Source organism: Halobacterium yunchengense (assembly GCF_037031165.1).
GTDB classification, from domain to species: Archaea; Halobacteriota; Halobacteria; order Halobacteriales; family Halobacteriaceae; genus Halobacterium; species Halobacterium yunchengense.
Window position 1 is genome coordinate 265342 of sequence record NZ_JAYEZL010000002.1, and the last position, 14284, is coordinate 279625.

14 protein-coding genes are annotated in these 14284 nt (G+C 72.3%); 10 read left to right on the forward strand and 4 right to left on the reverse strand.

What is annotated here, in order from left to right:
• Positions 1-69: 69 nt before the first annotated feature.
• Positions 70-1710 (reverse strand): lysine--tRNA ligase, encoded by a 1641-nt coding sequence (lysS, locus tag U5911_RS06585; protein WP_336036159.1) that lies wholly within the window; start codon positions 1708-1710, stop codon positions 70-72.
• Complete coding sequence (gene pyrH, locus U5911_RS06590; RefSeq protein ID WP_336036160.1) at positions 1711-2457, reverse strand: UMP kinase; 747 nt, start codon at positions 2455-2457, stop codon at positions 1711-1713.
• Between the two features lie 132 nt (positions 2458-2589).
• Between pyrH and U5911_RS06595 the strand changes: the two genes are divergently transcribed.
• The 3 genes from U5911_RS06595 (at position 2590) to U5911_RS06605 (ending at position 5252) form a co-directional block, all read left to right on the forward strand.
• Positions 2590-3357 (forward strand): molybdopterin synthase, encoded by a 768-nt coding sequence (locus U5911_RS06595; protein ID WP_336036161.1) that lies wholly within the window; start codon positions 2590-2592, stop codon positions 3355-3357.
• A gap of 270 nt (positions 3358-3627) precedes the next feature.
• Positions 3628-3879, forward strand: coding sequence for a DUF7123 family protein (locus U5911_RS06600; RefSeq protein WP_336036162.1), 252 nt, complete (start codon positions 3628-3630; stop codon positions 3877-3879).
• 263 nt (positions 3880-4142) lie between these two features.
• Complete coding sequence (locus U5911_RS06605) at positions 4143-5252, forward strand: site-2 protease family protein (protein WP_336036163.1); 1110 nt, start codon at positions 4143-4145, stop codon at positions 5250-5252.
• Between the two features lie 57 nt (positions 5253-5309).
• Here U5911_RS06605 and thiL read toward each other — a convergent pair whose 3' ends face one another.
• Positions 5310-6170 (reverse strand): thiamine-phosphate kinase, encoded by an 861-nt coding sequence (gene thiL / locus U5911_RS06610; protein WP_336036164.1) that lies wholly within the window; start codon positions 6168-6170, stop codon positions 5310-5312.
• Positions 6171-6369: 199 nt separating this feature from the next.
• Between thiL and U5911_RS06615 the strand changes: the two genes are divergently transcribed.
• The 6 genes from U5911_RS06615 (at position 6370) to truA (ending at position 11049) form a co-directional block, all read left to right on the forward strand.
• The gene (locus U5911_RS06615; protein ID WP_336036165.1) at positions 6370-6825 is read left to right on the forward strand and encodes a 30S ribosomal protein S19e; all 456 of its coding nucleotides are present in this window, start codon (positions 6370-6372) and stop codon (positions 6823-6825) included.
• 101 nt (positions 6826-6926) lie between these two features.
• Entirely contained in the window at positions 6927-7280 is a 354-nt protein-coding gene (locus U5911_RS06620) for a DNA-binding protein (protein ID WP_336036166.1), read from the forward strand.
• Positions 7281-7282: 2 nt separating this feature from the next.
• Positions 7283-7876 (forward strand): DUF7411 family protein, encoded by a 594-nt coding sequence (locus U5911_RS06625; protein ID WP_336036167.1) that lies wholly within the window; start codon positions 7283-7285, stop codon positions 7874-7876.
• 125 nt (positions 7877-8001) lie between these two features.
• Positions 8002-8877 carry a DMT family transporter gene (locus U5911_RS06630; protein ID WP_336036168.1) on the forward strand — a complete coding sequence of 292 codons (876 nt, stop codon included), beginning with the start codon at positions 8002-8004 and terminating at the stop codon, positions 8875-8877.
• A gap of 48 nt (positions 8878-8925) precedes the next feature.
• Positions 8926-10224, forward strand: coding sequence for a histidine--tRNA ligase (gene hisS, locus U5911_RS06635; RefSeq protein ID WP_336036169.1), 1299 nt, complete (start codon positions 8926-8928; stop codon positions 10222-10224).
• A gap of 3 nt (positions 10225-10227) precedes the next feature.
• The gene (truA, locus tag U5911_RS06640; RefSeq protein WP_336036170.1) at positions 10228-11049 is read left to right on the forward strand and encodes a tRNA pseudouridine(38-40) synthase TruA; all 822 of its coding nucleotides are present in this window, start codon (positions 10228-10230) and stop codon (positions 11047-11049) included.
• On the opposite strand, the gene U5911_RS06645 is transcribed toward truA, so the two are convergent.
• The gene (locus U5911_RS06645; RefSeq protein ID WP_336036171.1) at positions 11046-12368 is read right to left on the reverse strand and encodes a M28 family metallopeptidase; all 1323 of its coding nucleotides are present in this window, start codon (positions 12366-12368) and stop codon (positions 11046-11048) included. The genes truA and U5911_RS06645 overlap by 4 nt on opposite strands.
• Positions 12369-12474: 106 nt before the next feature.
• On the opposite strand from U5911_RS06645, the gene pepF reads away from it, so the two are divergent.
• Complete coding sequence (pepF, locus tag U5911_RS06650) at positions 12475-14265, forward strand: oligoendopeptidase F (RefSeq protein ID WP_336036172.1); 1791 nt, start codon at positions 12475-12477, stop codon at positions 14263-14265.
• Positions 14266-14284 lie beyond the last annotated feature (19 nt).

Genomic DNA, 14284 nt, shown 5'->3' on the forward strand with positions numbered 1-14284 from the left:
GACCGACCGACGGCGGGCCGCCGGTCGTCCGGGTCGGGTCGCCGGTCGTCCGGGTCGGGCCGCGAGCGCTCACGCCTCGCGGCGGAGGCGCTGGAGCACGAACTCGCGGTCGAGCTCCGCGAGGAACTGCCCGAGCTTCGGGCCCTGCCGTTCGTCGAAGAACAGCCGGTAGCCCGCCGCGAAGAAGTCGGCGACGTCGACGCCGTGGCGCTTCGCCGCCTCGTAGATCTCGCCCTGGAGGCGGTCGCCGTCCGGGCGCTCGGCCTCCACGAAGTCCGCGAGGTCGTCGAGGGCGGCCTCCGTGGCGGCGTCGAAGTCGTGGTCGGGGATCTCGGCGCGCTTGAGGTCGTAGTTGAACTCGTTGTCCGTGCGGCGGGCCCACTCCCGGGCGCGCTCGACGCGTTCGAGCGCGGCGTCGACCGCCCACCGCGGCGCGTCCTCGGGGATGTGGCCCTCGCGGCGCGCGATCTCCTCGCGGAGGTCCGGGTCGTCGGTCATCCCGAGCACCGCCGCGAACGTGTACGGCACGCGGATGCGGTCCTCGCGCGGCTCGTCGACGAGCAGCGGGTAGACGCGCTCGGCGCGCTCGCGTTCCTCCTCGCCGGCGTCGACCTCGCCGAAGTACACCGCCTCCATGCGGTCGAACTCGTCGACGAGCTGGTCGATGCCCTCGACGGAGAAGTCCCGGGCGCGCTGGGGGTCCTTGCTGAAGAAGAACAACACGACCTCCGGCTCGACGAGCCGCAGCACGTCCTGGACGAGGACGACGTGGCCCGACGACGACGAGAACGGCTCGCCGTCGAGCGTGAACCACTCGTAGACCATCGGCACCGGCGGCTCGTCGCCGAGGACGTTCCGCGCGATGTCCGTCCCGGACGGCCAGGACCCCTCGGCGTGGTCTTTCCCGAACGGCTCGAAGTCGACGCCGAGGACGCGCCACTGCGCCGGCCACTCGAACCGCCACGGGAGCTTCCCCTCCCGGAGCGTGGCGGTGCCCTCGTGGCCGCAGCCCTCGATGGTGCGGTCGCCGGCCTCGACGTCCGTGCACACGTAGTCGACGGTGCCCGCCGCCACGTCCACGCTCGTCACCGTCTCCGTGATCTTCCCGCAGTGCTCGCAGATGGGGTTGAAGGGGACGTAGTCGTCGTCGACCTTGTCCTGGTACTCGCTCAGGACCTCGCGGGCGTCCGCGCGGTGCTCCAGGAGGAACGACGTGACGGCCTCGAGGTCGCCGTCCTCGTACAGTTCGGTGTTCGACACCATCTCCACGTCGATGCCGAGGGCCTCCGCCGACGACTGGATGAGGTTCGCGAAGTGGTCGCCGTAGGACTCACAGCAGCCGAACGGGTCGGGGATCGCGGTGTAGGGCGCGCCGAGGTTCCGGCCGAGCGCGCCCGCGTCGACGTCCCCGAGGTCGACGACGTTCCCGTCGAGGTCCGCGAGCTTCCGGGGGAGCTTCCGCAGCGGGTCGCGGTCGTCGCTCGTGAACACCTGCCGGACCTCGTAGCCGCGCTCGCGCAGGACCGCCGCGACGAGGTAGCCGCGCACGATCTCGTTCATGTTCCCGAGGTGGGGGACGCCGGACGGCGAGATGCCGCCCTTGATGACGATCGGCTCCTCGGGGTCGCGTTCGAGGACGCGGTCCGCGGCGACGTCCGCCCAGAAGCCGTGTTCGCCGCCGAGGATGTAGGGGTCGTCGTCGGGGTGCATCTATTCGGTGTCGCCGAGCGCGGCGCCGTCGCCGTCCACCCAGTACGTCATCTGGTCGGCGGTGCCCTCCGGGATCACGTCGGTGCCGTCGTGTTCGCCGTACAGCACGGCGTCGACGATGCGCTCGGGTTCGGTGCCGTCGAGGACGATGGTGCGCACGCCCGAGCGCTCGATGAGCTTCGCGGCGAGCAGGTCGACGGGCGCCGACGACCCCGCGGACATCTCGATGTCCGCGATGATGTCCACGAGGTCGCCCGCCGTCATCTCCTCGTAGTGGACGGCGTCGGCGTCCTCGTTGGGGTCGGCGCTGAACACGCCCGGGACGCTGGTCGCGTACAGCAGGAGGTCGGCGTCCGTGTACTCCGCGAGCGCCGCGCTGACGGCGTCGGTCGTCTGGCCGGCGACGACGCCGCCCATCACGGCGACGTCGCCGCGCCGGATCGCCTCGCCGGCCGTCTCGTAGTTCTCGGCGGGGCTGGGCGCGGCCTCGCCGCCGAGCGCGGCGATGAGCAGCCGCGCGTTCAGGCGCGTGACGTCGATGCCGATGTCGTCGAGCTCGATCTCGTTCGCGCCGAGCTCCCGGGCCGTCGTGATGTAGTCCCGCGCGACTCCCCCGCCGCCGACCACGGCGCCGACCTCGCAGCCGGCGTCGGTCAGCCGTTCGATGGCGGCGGCGTGTGCCTGCACCCGCTCGTGGGCGAGGTCGGGCGCGAGGACGCTGCCGCCGATAGAAACCACGACACGCATACTACAGCGAGGTAGCCCTGTAGCGTCCTTAAGGGTTGCCAAGTGCCGGCCGCGCGGTCGCGACGCGCCGCCGCGGTCCCGTCCGCGCCGGCCGGCGACACCTACAAGCGCCGGGGCGCCCGAGTACGACGCATGCAACTGCACGGCATCGTCGGACCGCGCGCCGACGGCGTCGCGGACCTGCTCGCGGAGCGCCTGACCGAGCGCGGCCGCACGGCCGTCGTGCGGCGCGGCGAGACGGACGCGCCGGAGTGGACCGCGTACGTGGTCGGCGACGGCTGGACGGGCGTCGGCGGCGACCGCTCGGTGGACGACGTGCTCGACGAGCTCGCGCGCGACCACGACTACGCCCTCCTCGTGGGGTTCCCGGACGCGAACCGCGTCCCCCAGCTGGCGGTCGGCGACGCCGACGTCGAGGACGCGGTGCTGGACCTCGACCCCGGGGACCCGGACCTCGACGCCGCCGTCGACGCCGTGGCGGCCGCGGAGCCGTTCGAGACGCTGTCGTCGCTCGTCGCCGACCTGAAGGCGTCGCCCCGCGAGCAGTACGCGGGCGCCATCGCGACGTTCACCGGTCGCGTCCGCGCACTGGAGGACGAGGACGACGACCGCACGGAGTCGCTGACCTTCGAGAAGTACGAGGGCGTCGCCGCCGACCGCCGCGAGGCCATCCGCGAGGCCCTCGAGTCCCGTGACGGCGTCTACGACGTCCGCCTCCACCACCGCGTCGGCCGCGTCGAGGCCGGCGAGGACATCGTCTTCGTGGCCGTGCTCGCCGGCCACCGCCGCGAGGCGTTCGCCGCCGTCGAGGACGGAATCGACCGCCTGAAGGAGGACGTCCCCATCTTCAAGAAGGAGGTCACCGTCGCCGACGAGTTCTGGAAGCACGAGCGGCAGTGACGCCGCCGGTCGTGTCGGATACGATTCATTTCAGGGGCGTCCGACCCCCGTTTTCGGCCGGTGCGCGACCGGTTCCGCCCGCCGCACGTCCGACATTAGTGCCGAATTAAAATAACTGGAACGAAGTTCGAGAGAGCTCGATAAAACGTCTAATCGTCTCTAAAACAGTCGTAAAACGTCCGACAAAACCGATATCCGGGTGAAACGTCGCGAATCTGCCCGAACGTTCACCCCTTTATAACCTCCCGGAGTCGGTAGGGGAACTCGAAGATGAGCGCAACCCAGTCCCCCTCCGCCGACTCGGAACCGACGGACAAGGAGACGCGCCTCAAGGCGTACCTCCGCGAGAAGGCCGAAGACGGCGAGCTCTACTTCAAGAGCAAGTTCATCGCCGACGACGTCGGCCTCTCCCCGAAGGAGATCGGCGCGCTCATGGTGAAACTCTCGCAGTCCGCCACCGACCTGGACATCGAGAAGTGGTCGTACACGAGCGCCACCACGTGGCGCGTCCAGCCGGCCTGACCGCCCGACCACGTCCGCGCCCGATCCCCGCCCGCCGCACCGCCCGCCAAACCGCCGCACCGCCCGCCAAACCGCCGCACCGCCCGCCAAACCGCCGCACCGCCCGCCAAACCGCCGCACCGCCCGCTACCGCACGCTCCCCCGACGGGCCGCCGCCCGGCCCCCGCTTCCTGCGCTCGCCGCGCCGCCCAGCCACCGCCGGCGCGCGGCCCGTCCCGCCGACGACTAAGCGCTTAAACGGCTGCGGCCGTAACCACGCGGTGATGTCGGCTCAGCCGCCCGACGGCGCCCCGAACCCGGACTCCTTCGCGTCGGTGTTCGACGTCTACGAGGTCCGCCAGCGGGACGACGCGGTCCTGTACTTCGGCGACCCCGTGACCGACCGGCAGACGCTCATGGAGGCCGTCTGGCCGGCGTTCCGCGAGTCCGGCTACGACGTCAGGCTCGCCCGCCGCACCGGCGAGACCGTCCTCGTCGCGGAACCCCACGAGACCGGCGAGGACGGCGTGCCGTGGACGAACGTCGCGCTGTTCGTCGCGACGCTCGCCTCCACGCTGTACGTCGGCGCGACCTGGTACTACGTCGACCCGTTCTCCCCGGAGATCGTGCGCGCGCTCCCGTTCACCCTCGCCGTGATGGGCGTCATCGGCACCCACGAACTCGGCCACTACGTCCTCAGCCGGTACCACGACGTCGACGCCACCCTCCCGTACTTCATCCCGTTCCCGTCGCTGTTCGGGACGATGGGCGCGGTCATCCGCATGCGCGGCCAGATCCCCGACCGGGACGCGCTCTTCGACATCGGCGTCGCCGGCCCCATCGCCGGCCTCGTCGCCGCCGTCGCGGTCTCCGCGGTCGGCCTCTGGCTGCCGCCCGTGACGGTGCCGCCGGCGATCGTCGACTCGCCGTCCGCCGTCGAAGTCCGGTTCGCGTACCCGCCGCTGCTGCAGGCCGTCGCGACCGCCGTCGGCGAGCCGCTGTCGTACAGCGACCCGTCGAAGTCTATCAACCCGGTCGTGATGGGCGGCTGGATCGGGATGTTCATCACGTTCCTGAACCTCATCCCGGTCGGCCAACTGGACGGCGGCCACGTCCTCCGCGCGCTGGTCGGCGAGCGCGCCGAGCGCGTCGCGCCCCTGGTCCCGACCGCGCTGTTCGCGCTCGCCGGCTACCAGTGGCTGGTCGCCGACGCCGGCGACGCCGCCGGCATCTGGGTGCTGTGGGGCGTCCTCACGACGGTCGTGAGCTTCGCCGGGACCGCCCAGCCCGTCGACGACGCCGCCGTCGACCGCCGCCGCGTCGCCGTCGGCGTCCTCACGTTCGTGCTCGGCGCGCTCTGTTTCATGCCCGTCCCCATCCAGATCGCCGGATAGCGCCCCGGACTCCCGGACCGCCGCCGGATTCCGGAAGCGCGACCGGAAGACGGCGCGTCAGTGCGTCCAGCCGCGGTCCGCGAGCGCGTCGCCGTCCATCGAGACGCCGTCGTCGGTGACCTCGCCCACGACCGAGACCGGCACGTCCGTCGCGTCCCGGACCGCGTCGACCGCGTCCCCGGGCAGGGTCGCGACGAGTTCGAAGTCCTCGCCGTAGGTCACCGCCGCGTCCAGCGGGTCGTCGACGAGCCCGCGGAGGTCCTCGGCGACCGGGACGCTGGCGCCGTCGACCGCGAACCCGCAGTCGCTGGCCTCCGCGAGCTGGTGTAGCGACCGCGCGAGGCCGTCGCTGGAGTCCATCATCGCGGTGGCGTGGCCGGCGAGCGCGCGGCCCGCCCGCACCCGCGGCCGGAACCGGAACAGGTCGTTCGCGCGCTCGGCGTCGCCGCGGTCGAACAGCTCGACGGCGGCCGCCGTCCGGCCGAGCGCGCCGGTGACGACCACGCGCTCGCCCGGGCTCGCGCCGCGCCGGTAGACGGGGTCGGCGGTCTCGCCGATCGCCGCGGACGCGACCGTGAACTCGTCGTGGCCGTCCAGGTCCCCGCCGACGTACTCGGCGCCCGCGTCCTCGCAGACGTCCAGCGCGCCCGTCACGAAGGCCGCGAGCTCGTCCTCGTCGAACGTCGGCGCGCCGTAGACGCCGACCGCCGCCGTCGCCGCCGCGCCCATCGCCGCGACGTCGGACAGCGACGCGCCGACCGACCGCCAGCCCGCCGTGTACCGCGTCGTCCCCGCCGGGAAGTCCGTGTCGTCGTGGAGCATGTCGATGGTGAACACCGTGTCACCGACGACCGCGGCGTCGTCGCCGGCGTTCGTCACCAGGCCGCCGACCACGTCCAGCGCCGCCCGTTCGTTCATGCAGGGACGATTCGCGGCCGACGGCAAAAACGCCGCGACTGCCGCGTCGCCGCGACTGCTGCATCGCCGCGACTGTCGCACTACTGCGAGGGTCCACCCGGTGCGTGCCAGCGCTGTGCGTCGGAGTCCGTCGCGCCGCTGGGCTCCGGAACGAGCGCCTAACGATGGCTTTAAACGAATCCGACGTGAAATCCGCCCAATGGCAACCCTCTACGACGCCCCCGCGGACGAGCTCATCGACGAGCTCGCCGCGGACCTCGAGGAGCGACTCGACGAACCCGACTGGGCGCAGTTCGCGAAGACCGGCGCCGGCCGCGAACTCCCCCCCGAGCAGGACGACTTCTGGGCGCGCCGCGCGGCCAGCGTCCTGCGGAAGGTCGCCGTCGACGGCCCCATCGGCGTGAAGCGGCTCGCGACCGCGTACGGCGACACCCGCGACGGCTCCAACCGCTACACGGTCTCGCCGCCGAAGAGCACCTCGAGCTCCCGGAACGTCGTCCGCACCGTCCTCCAGCAGCTCGAGGAGGAGGGCCTCGTCGAACAGCAACACGACCGCGGCCGCGTCGTCACCGCGGAGGGCCGCAGCCTCCTCGACGACACCGCCAGCGACGTCCTCGAGAACCTCGACCGCCCCGACCTCGAGCGCTACGCGTAGTCGCCGCCCGCTGTCTTCTCCGCGCTCCCGACCGGACAGCGCCGGCGCTACCGTGGTAGTGCGTTACAATTAACCGGTTTCGCCGACAACGCTCACGTACCATGAGTGGCAGCCCCGACGACGACCGAATCGAGGAGCTCCGCCAGCAGAAGATGGAGGAACTCAAGGAGCGCAAACAGGGCGGCGGCGACGCGGAGGCCGCCCGCGAGGCCCAGCGCGAGCAGGTCGAACAGCAAAAGCAGGCGCTGCTCCGCCAGCACCTCACCGACGGCGCGCGCAAGCGCCTGAACACCATCAAGATGAGCAAGCCGGAGTTCGCCGAGCAGGCCGAACAGCAGATCCTCGCGCTCGCGCAGTCCGGGCGGCTGAGCGACAAGATCGACGAGGAGCAGATGAAGAAGCTGCTCAGCGAACTCACGCCCGACTCCAAGAGCTTCAACGTCCGCCGCCGGTAGGCATGCGGGCGGGGTTGCTCTACAGCGGCGGGAAGGACTCCACGCTCGCGGCGCTCGTCCTCGAGCGGTTCTACGACGTGACCCTCGTGACCGCGCACTTCGGCGTCACCGACGAGTACGAGCACGCCGCGCGCGCCGCGGACGCGGCGGGCTTCGCGTTCACGGCGCTGGAGCTCGACCGCGAGGTCGCCGAGACGGCGGTCGCGAAGATGCGCGAGGACGGCTACCCGCGCAACGGCATCCAGCACGTCCACGAGCAGGCCCTGGAGGCGGTCGCGGACCTGGACTTCGACGCGGTCGCGGACGGCACGCGCCGCGACGACCGCGTGCCGACGGTCTCGCGGGCGCAGGCCCAGAGCCTCGAGGACCGCCACGGCGTCGACTACCTGTCGCCGCTCGTGGGGTTCGGCCGGAGCGCCGTCGACAAGCTCGTGGACGCCGAACTCGACGTGGAGGTCGGGCCGAGCGAGGAGATCCCGCGCGCGGACTACGAGGCGGAGCTGCGCGCGGTCCTCCGCGAGGAGCACGGCGAGGACGCCATCCGCGACGTGTTCCCGGACCACGACCAGACGTACGTCCACGGGCTCCGCGAGTAGCGCGACCCATCGGCCGTCCACGGGCTCCGCGGGGAGCGCGACCCGCCGACCAGCGGCGACGCCCCACCCCGGACGCCTGCCGGATTCGAACCACTCTTCTCGCGGCGGCGTCTCGGTCCGAGTAGATGGAACCCGGTGTCGCGTACGCGCTGGCGGCGGCCGGCATCTGGGGCGGGTGGCTGTTCGCGCTGAAGCGGTACTTCGACGGCGTGCACGCCGCCGTGCTCACGTTCTTCGTGAACTGCTCGGCCATCGCGTGGTACGTGCCGTTCGCGGCGGCGACCCGTCCCGGCGGCCTGCCCGCGCTGCCGCCGCTGGACGCGACCGCGGTCGCGGTGTTCGCGGCGACGGTGGTGCTCGGCGGCGCCGGGTTCATCCTCTCGGTGTACGCCCTCGGCGTCGGCGACGTCTCCTACGTCGCGCCCATCGCGAAGATCGTGCCCGTGTTCGTCGTGCCCGTGGAGGTGTTCTGGCTGCACGCCAGCCTGGAGCCGACCGCGGTCGCGGGCATCGCGGTGGCGACGACGGCCGTCTACCTCGCGAACTACGAGGGCGGCGGCGTGCTCGAACCGCTGCGGCGCGCCGCCAGCTACCGGCCCGCCCAGCTCGCGCTCCTCTCGGCCGTGCTGTACGCGGGCAGCGACGTCGGCCGCCGCCTCGTGCTCGGCGACTACACGGTGCCGACGCGGCTGTGGGTGCCGCTGTTCCTCGCGGGCATCGCCGCCGCCGTGCTGCCGCTCGCGCTCCGCCGGTGGCCCGACGGCGGCGTCCGGCCGTGGCTGCCGGTGTTCCTCCTCGCGGGCGCGGGCGTCGCGGTCGGCGAGCACGTCACCGCGCTGGCGTTCGCGAACGCCTCGGCGAGCGTCGTCTCCACGCTCGTGAACGCGCAGGCCATCGTCGCCGTCCTCCTCGGCGGCCTGCTGCTGCGCGAACCCGGCCTGCGGCGGCGCCTCGCGGCGGCGTGTCTGGCGGTCGTCGGCGTCGGCCTCATCGCGGCGTAGCGTCCGGGAACGGAAGCTTTCAAGCGCGGCAGGGGCCAACGACGCTGTATGTACGAGCGACTGAAGGGGTTCAGGGACTTCTACCCCGAGGACATGGCGCCGCGCCGCGAGGCGATGGACGCCCTCGAGGACGCGGCGCGCCGGTACGGCTTCCGCGAGATCGGGACGCCCGCCCTGGAGCCCACGCAGATGTACGTGGACAAGTCCGGCGAGGGAATCGTCGACGAACTGTACTCGTTCACCGACCGGGGCGGCCGGGACGTCGCGCTGACCCCGGAGCTCACGCCGACCGTCGCGCGCATGGTCGTCGCGCGCCAGCAGGCGCTCTCGAAGCCCATCAAGTGGTACTCGACGCGCGCGTTCTGGCGCTACGAGGAGCCCCAGCAGGGTCGCTTCCGGGAGTTCTACCAGACGAACGTCGACGTCTTCGGGTCCCGCGACCCCCGGGCGGACGCCGAGGTGCTGGCGGTCGCCGCGGACGGCCTGACGGCCCTCGGCCTGACCTGCGACGACTTCGAGTTCCGCGTCTCGCACCGCGACATCCTCGGCGGCCTCCTGAACGCCTTCGACGCGGACGTCGACACCGAGGCGGCCATCCGCGTCGTCGACAAGCGCGAGAAGATCGAGCGCGCCGAGTACCTCGACGGCCTCGCGGCCGCCGGTCTCACGTACGACCAGGCCGAGCGCTTCGACGACCTGCTCGCCGGCGACGACCTCGACGCCCTCGTCGCGTTCGCCGGGACGGAGCGCGTCGAGGACGCCGTCGCGAACCTCCGGAACGTCCTCGCGGCCGCCGACGACCTCGGCGTCCGCGAGTACTGCACGCTCTCGCTGACGACCGCCAGGGGGCTTGACTACTACACGGGCGTCGTCTTCGAGTGCTTCGACTCCACGGGCGAGATCGGGCGGTCGGTGTTCGGCGGCGGCCGCTACGACGACCTCATCGAGGAGTTCGGCGGCCAGCCGACGCCCGCGGTCGGCGTCGCGCCCGGGCACGCGCCGCTGAACCTGCTGCTCGAGCGCGCCGGCGTCCTGCCCGAGTCCGACCTCGCGACGGACTACTACGTCCTCCAGGTCGGCGACACCGAGGAGGAGGCCGCCAGGGTCGCCCGCGACCTCCGGGACCGCGGCCACGTCGTCGAGACCGACGTCTCCGGCCGGAGCTTCGGCGCGCAGATGAACTACGCGGACGGCATCGGCGCCGAGACCGTCGTCATCGTCGGCGAGCAGGACCTCGCGAACGGCGAGGTCACGGTCAAGGACATGGCGTCCGGCGACCAGACGACGGCACCGTTCGACGACTTCCCCGGCGACCGGGACCGACCGACCCTGGCGGACTTCCAGTAGCGGATGCCGCGTCGCGCGTTCCGCGTCGCCTACGACGGCCGCCCCTACCACGGGTTCCAGCGCCAGCCCGACGTCGCGACCGTCGAGGGCGAGCTGTTCGGCGCGCTCCGGCGCCTCGACGTCCTCGCCGGCGACGAGCGCCGACCCGACGGCTACGCGGCGGCCGGCCGGACGGACGCGGGCGTGTCGGCGCTCCGCCAGACCGTCGCGTTCGACGCGCCCGAGTGGCTGACGCCGCACGCGCTGACCGGCGAGCTCCCGCGGTCCATCCGCGCGTGGGCGTCGACGGACGCGCCCAGCGACTTCCACGCAACCCACCACGCGAACCGCCGGACGTACCGGTACTTCCTGTTCTCGCCCGACCGCGGCCGCGAGTACGACGACCGCGCGGCGCGCGCGCTCGACCGCTTGCTCGGCGAGCACGACTTCCACAACCTCACGCCGGACGACCACGGCACCGTCCGCGACCTCGACGGTGGCGCCGAGCGCGACGGCGCGTTCCTCGTCGTCACCCTGCGCGCGAGCGGCTTCTGCCGGGAACTCGTGCGGCGCGTCGTCTCGCTCGTGGCGGAAGTCGCGGCCGCGGGCGACTTCGAGCGGATCGACGCCGCGCTCGGCGACGACCCGCTGGACGGCCCAGCGGGCGTCCAGCCGGCGCCGCCCGGACCGCTCGTGCTCCACGACGTGGCCTACGACCTCGACTTCGCGGTCGACGCGGACGCCGCCGCGGCGGCGCGCGCGGCGTTCGGCGGCCTGCGCGAGGAGCGCCGCGGCCTCGCTCGCGTCGCCGGCCACGTCGCCGACCACCTCGCCGACGGCGCCTAGTCCCAGTCCGCCGGCCAGACGTCCGCGGCCTCCATCCCCGGCCGGAAGCCGTCCGCGACGAGCGTCTCGCGGAGGTCGTCCTCGTCGGGCCGCGAGACCGCCCTGCTCGCGAGCTCCCGGACGAGCAGCGCGGCGAGCATCCCGTGCTCGCGGAGGTTCCGCGCGTCCGCCTTGTCGCGGGTGTCGGCGGCGGTGTGCCCCCAGCCGCGGCCGCGGCCGGGCGTGACGCTGTGCAGCTGGACGGCGGGCACGCCCTCGCGGAGGAACGGCCAGTGGTCGCTGTACGGGTGGACGGCGTCGGTCACCTCGACGGGGCGGTTCGCGCAGTCGGCGACGTCGTCGAGGACGTCCGCGAAGTCGTCGGTGCCGTGCGTGAACGCGCGCAGCGTCCGGTAGCGGCCGGCGCCGTCGACGTTCACGACCGCGCGCACCGACTCGGGGTCGAGGCTCGCGGCGAGCGCGCTCGACCCCTGGAGGCCGACCTCCTCGGCGCCGACGGTCGCGAACCGGACCGTCGCGTCGAGGTCGAGGCCCTCGAGCACGCGCGCGGCGGCGACGAGCGTCGCGACGCCGCAGCCGTTGTCGAGTGCGCCCTCCGCGACGTCGTGGGCGTCGTGGTGCGCGACGACGACGACCTCGTCGCCGGTGTCCGGCCCGAGCACGCCCTGCGCGTTCGCCCCCGAGCCGGCCACGGTCTCGGCGTCTACGGCGAGGTCGACGCGGCCGCCGCGGTCGGCGTACTCGCGGAGCCACGCGCCCGTCTCCTTCGAGACGCCGACCGCGGGGATCTCGGCCTCGCGGCCGAACCGGAGCGCGCCCGTCGGCGGCAGCTGGCCGTCCCGGTGGTTGTAGAAGACGAACCCGGCGGCGCCGCCGTCGACGGCGTACCCGTACTTCTCCATGCGGTGGACGAACCGCGCCGAGTCGGGGCTGTCCGTGGACGCCAGGACGACCGCGCCCGCGACGTCGCGGCCGTCGTAGTCGTCCTCGGTGCCGTGGCCGACGTCCGCGAGCGGCGCGCCCGCGGCGTCGCCCGGCGGCGAGTACGGTAGCGCGAGCGCGGGGAACTCGCGGTCGACGGGGTCGGTGACGGCGAGCGAGCAGTCGCCGCGCGTCCACACCGGGAGGTCGAATCCGGTCGTCCGCACGTTCCGCGCGCCGGCGTCGGCGAGCGCGTCGGCGACCAGGTCGGCGGCCTCGCGCTCGCCGGGGTGGCCGGCCATCCGGTCGTCGAGTTCGGCGAGCGCGGTGAGCACGCGCCACGGCTCGCGGTCGCGCCACGCGCGGCCGAGCGCGCGGTCGACCTCTGGGTCTGGCATGGATGCTCGTTCGCGCGCGCCCCCGAAAAGCCCCCTGCCGGCGCGAGCGGCGGCGACGCGGACACCCTTTGCCAACGCTTAACCGAATCGACTCGAAGAACGGGGTATGGAAAGCGTTCCCGAACGCGGCGAGCTCTCCGAGCAGTACAAGTGGGACCTCGAGAGCATCTACGCCACGGACGACGACTGGGAGGCCGCCTACGAGGCCGTCGAGTCGAAAGTCGACGACCTCGAGGCCTACGAGGGCCGGCTGACCGAGTCCGGCGACACCCTCCTTGAGGCCCTCCAGCTCCGCGACGACGTCCACCGGCAGGTGGAGATGGTGTCCTCGTACGCGCGCATGCGCTCGGACGAGGACACCCGCGACCAGCACTACCAGGCGCTGCGGGCGCGCGCGTCCAGCCTCGTGGCGGACGTCTCCAGCGCCACGTCGTACTTCGAGCCCGAGCTCCAGGACTGCACGCGCGAGCAGCTGCGCGCGCTCGTCGACGAGCAGCCCGAGCTGGCGACCTACGAGCACTACTTCGACGACGTGTTGCGGATGAAACCGCACACGCGCTCCGCGGAGGTCGAGGAGCTGCTCAGCGACCTCGGCGAGGTGTTCGGCGCGCCCAGCGACGCGTACAACATGCTGACGGACGCCGACCTGGAGTTCCCGACCGTCGAGGACCCGGACGGCGAGCCCGTCGAGATCTCCCAGGCGAACTTCACGAAGCTGCTGAAGGACCCGGACCGCGAGTTCCGCCAGACCGTCCACGAGTCCTTCTACGAGCGCATCAGCGACGTCCGGAACACCATCGGCTCCACGATGAAAAACCAGGTGAAAAAGGACGTCAAGCTCGCCGAGGCGCGGAACTACGACACCGCCCGCGAGGCCGCCCTCGACGACGCGAACATCCCCACGGCCGTCTACGACAACCTCGTTGACACGGTCGACGACAACCTCGACAAGCTCCACCGCCACGCGGAGCTCAAGCGCGAGGCCCTCGGCGTGGACGAGCTGAAGATGTGGGACCTCTACATGCCTATCGTCGACTCCGAGAGCCCCGAGGTCCCCTACGAGGAGGCCAAAGACCACGTCGTCGAGGCGGTCGCGCCGCTCGGCGAGGACTACCAGGACCGCGTCGCGGAGGGCCTGGAGTCGCGGTGGGTGGACGTCTACGAGAACCGCGGGAAGCGCGCCGGCGCGTACTCCGGCGGCACGTACGACACCCAGCCGTTCATCCTGATGAACTACCAGGACGACATCTCCTCGATGTTCACGCTCGCCCACGAGCTCGGCCACAGCCTCCACAGCCAGTACACGAGCGAGGCCCAGCCGTACGTCTACTCGCAGTACGAGATCTTCGTGGCGGAGGTCGCCTCGACGGTGAACGAGGCGCTGCTCGTCAACCACCTCCTGGACGCGGTCGACGACGACCACTTCCGGACGCACATCCTCAACGAGTACCTCGAGCGGTTCCGGTCGACGCTGTACCGCCAGACGCTGTTCGCGGACGTCGAACAGCGCCTCCACGAGCTCGCCGCGGCGGGCGAGGCGCTGACGCCGGACCGCGTCGACGAGGTGTACGGCGAGCGCAAGGAGGCCTACTACGCGAACGCGGACGTCGACGACTACATCCGCCGCGAGTGGATGCGCATCCCCCACTTCTACTACAACTTCTACGTGTTCCAGTACTCGACGGGCATCTCCGCGGCGGTCGCGCTGGTCCAGGACGTCCTCGAGGAGGGCGAGCCCGCCGCCGACCGCTACCTCGAGTTCCTGGAGCGCGGGTCCAGCGAGTACCCCCTGGAGTTGCTCCGCGAGGCGGGCGTGGACATGTCCACGAGCGACCCCATCGAGCGCGCGCTCGACGTCTACGACCAGCGCCTCGGGCAGGCCGAGGACCTCGTCTGAGCGCCGACTGTCGCGGGTC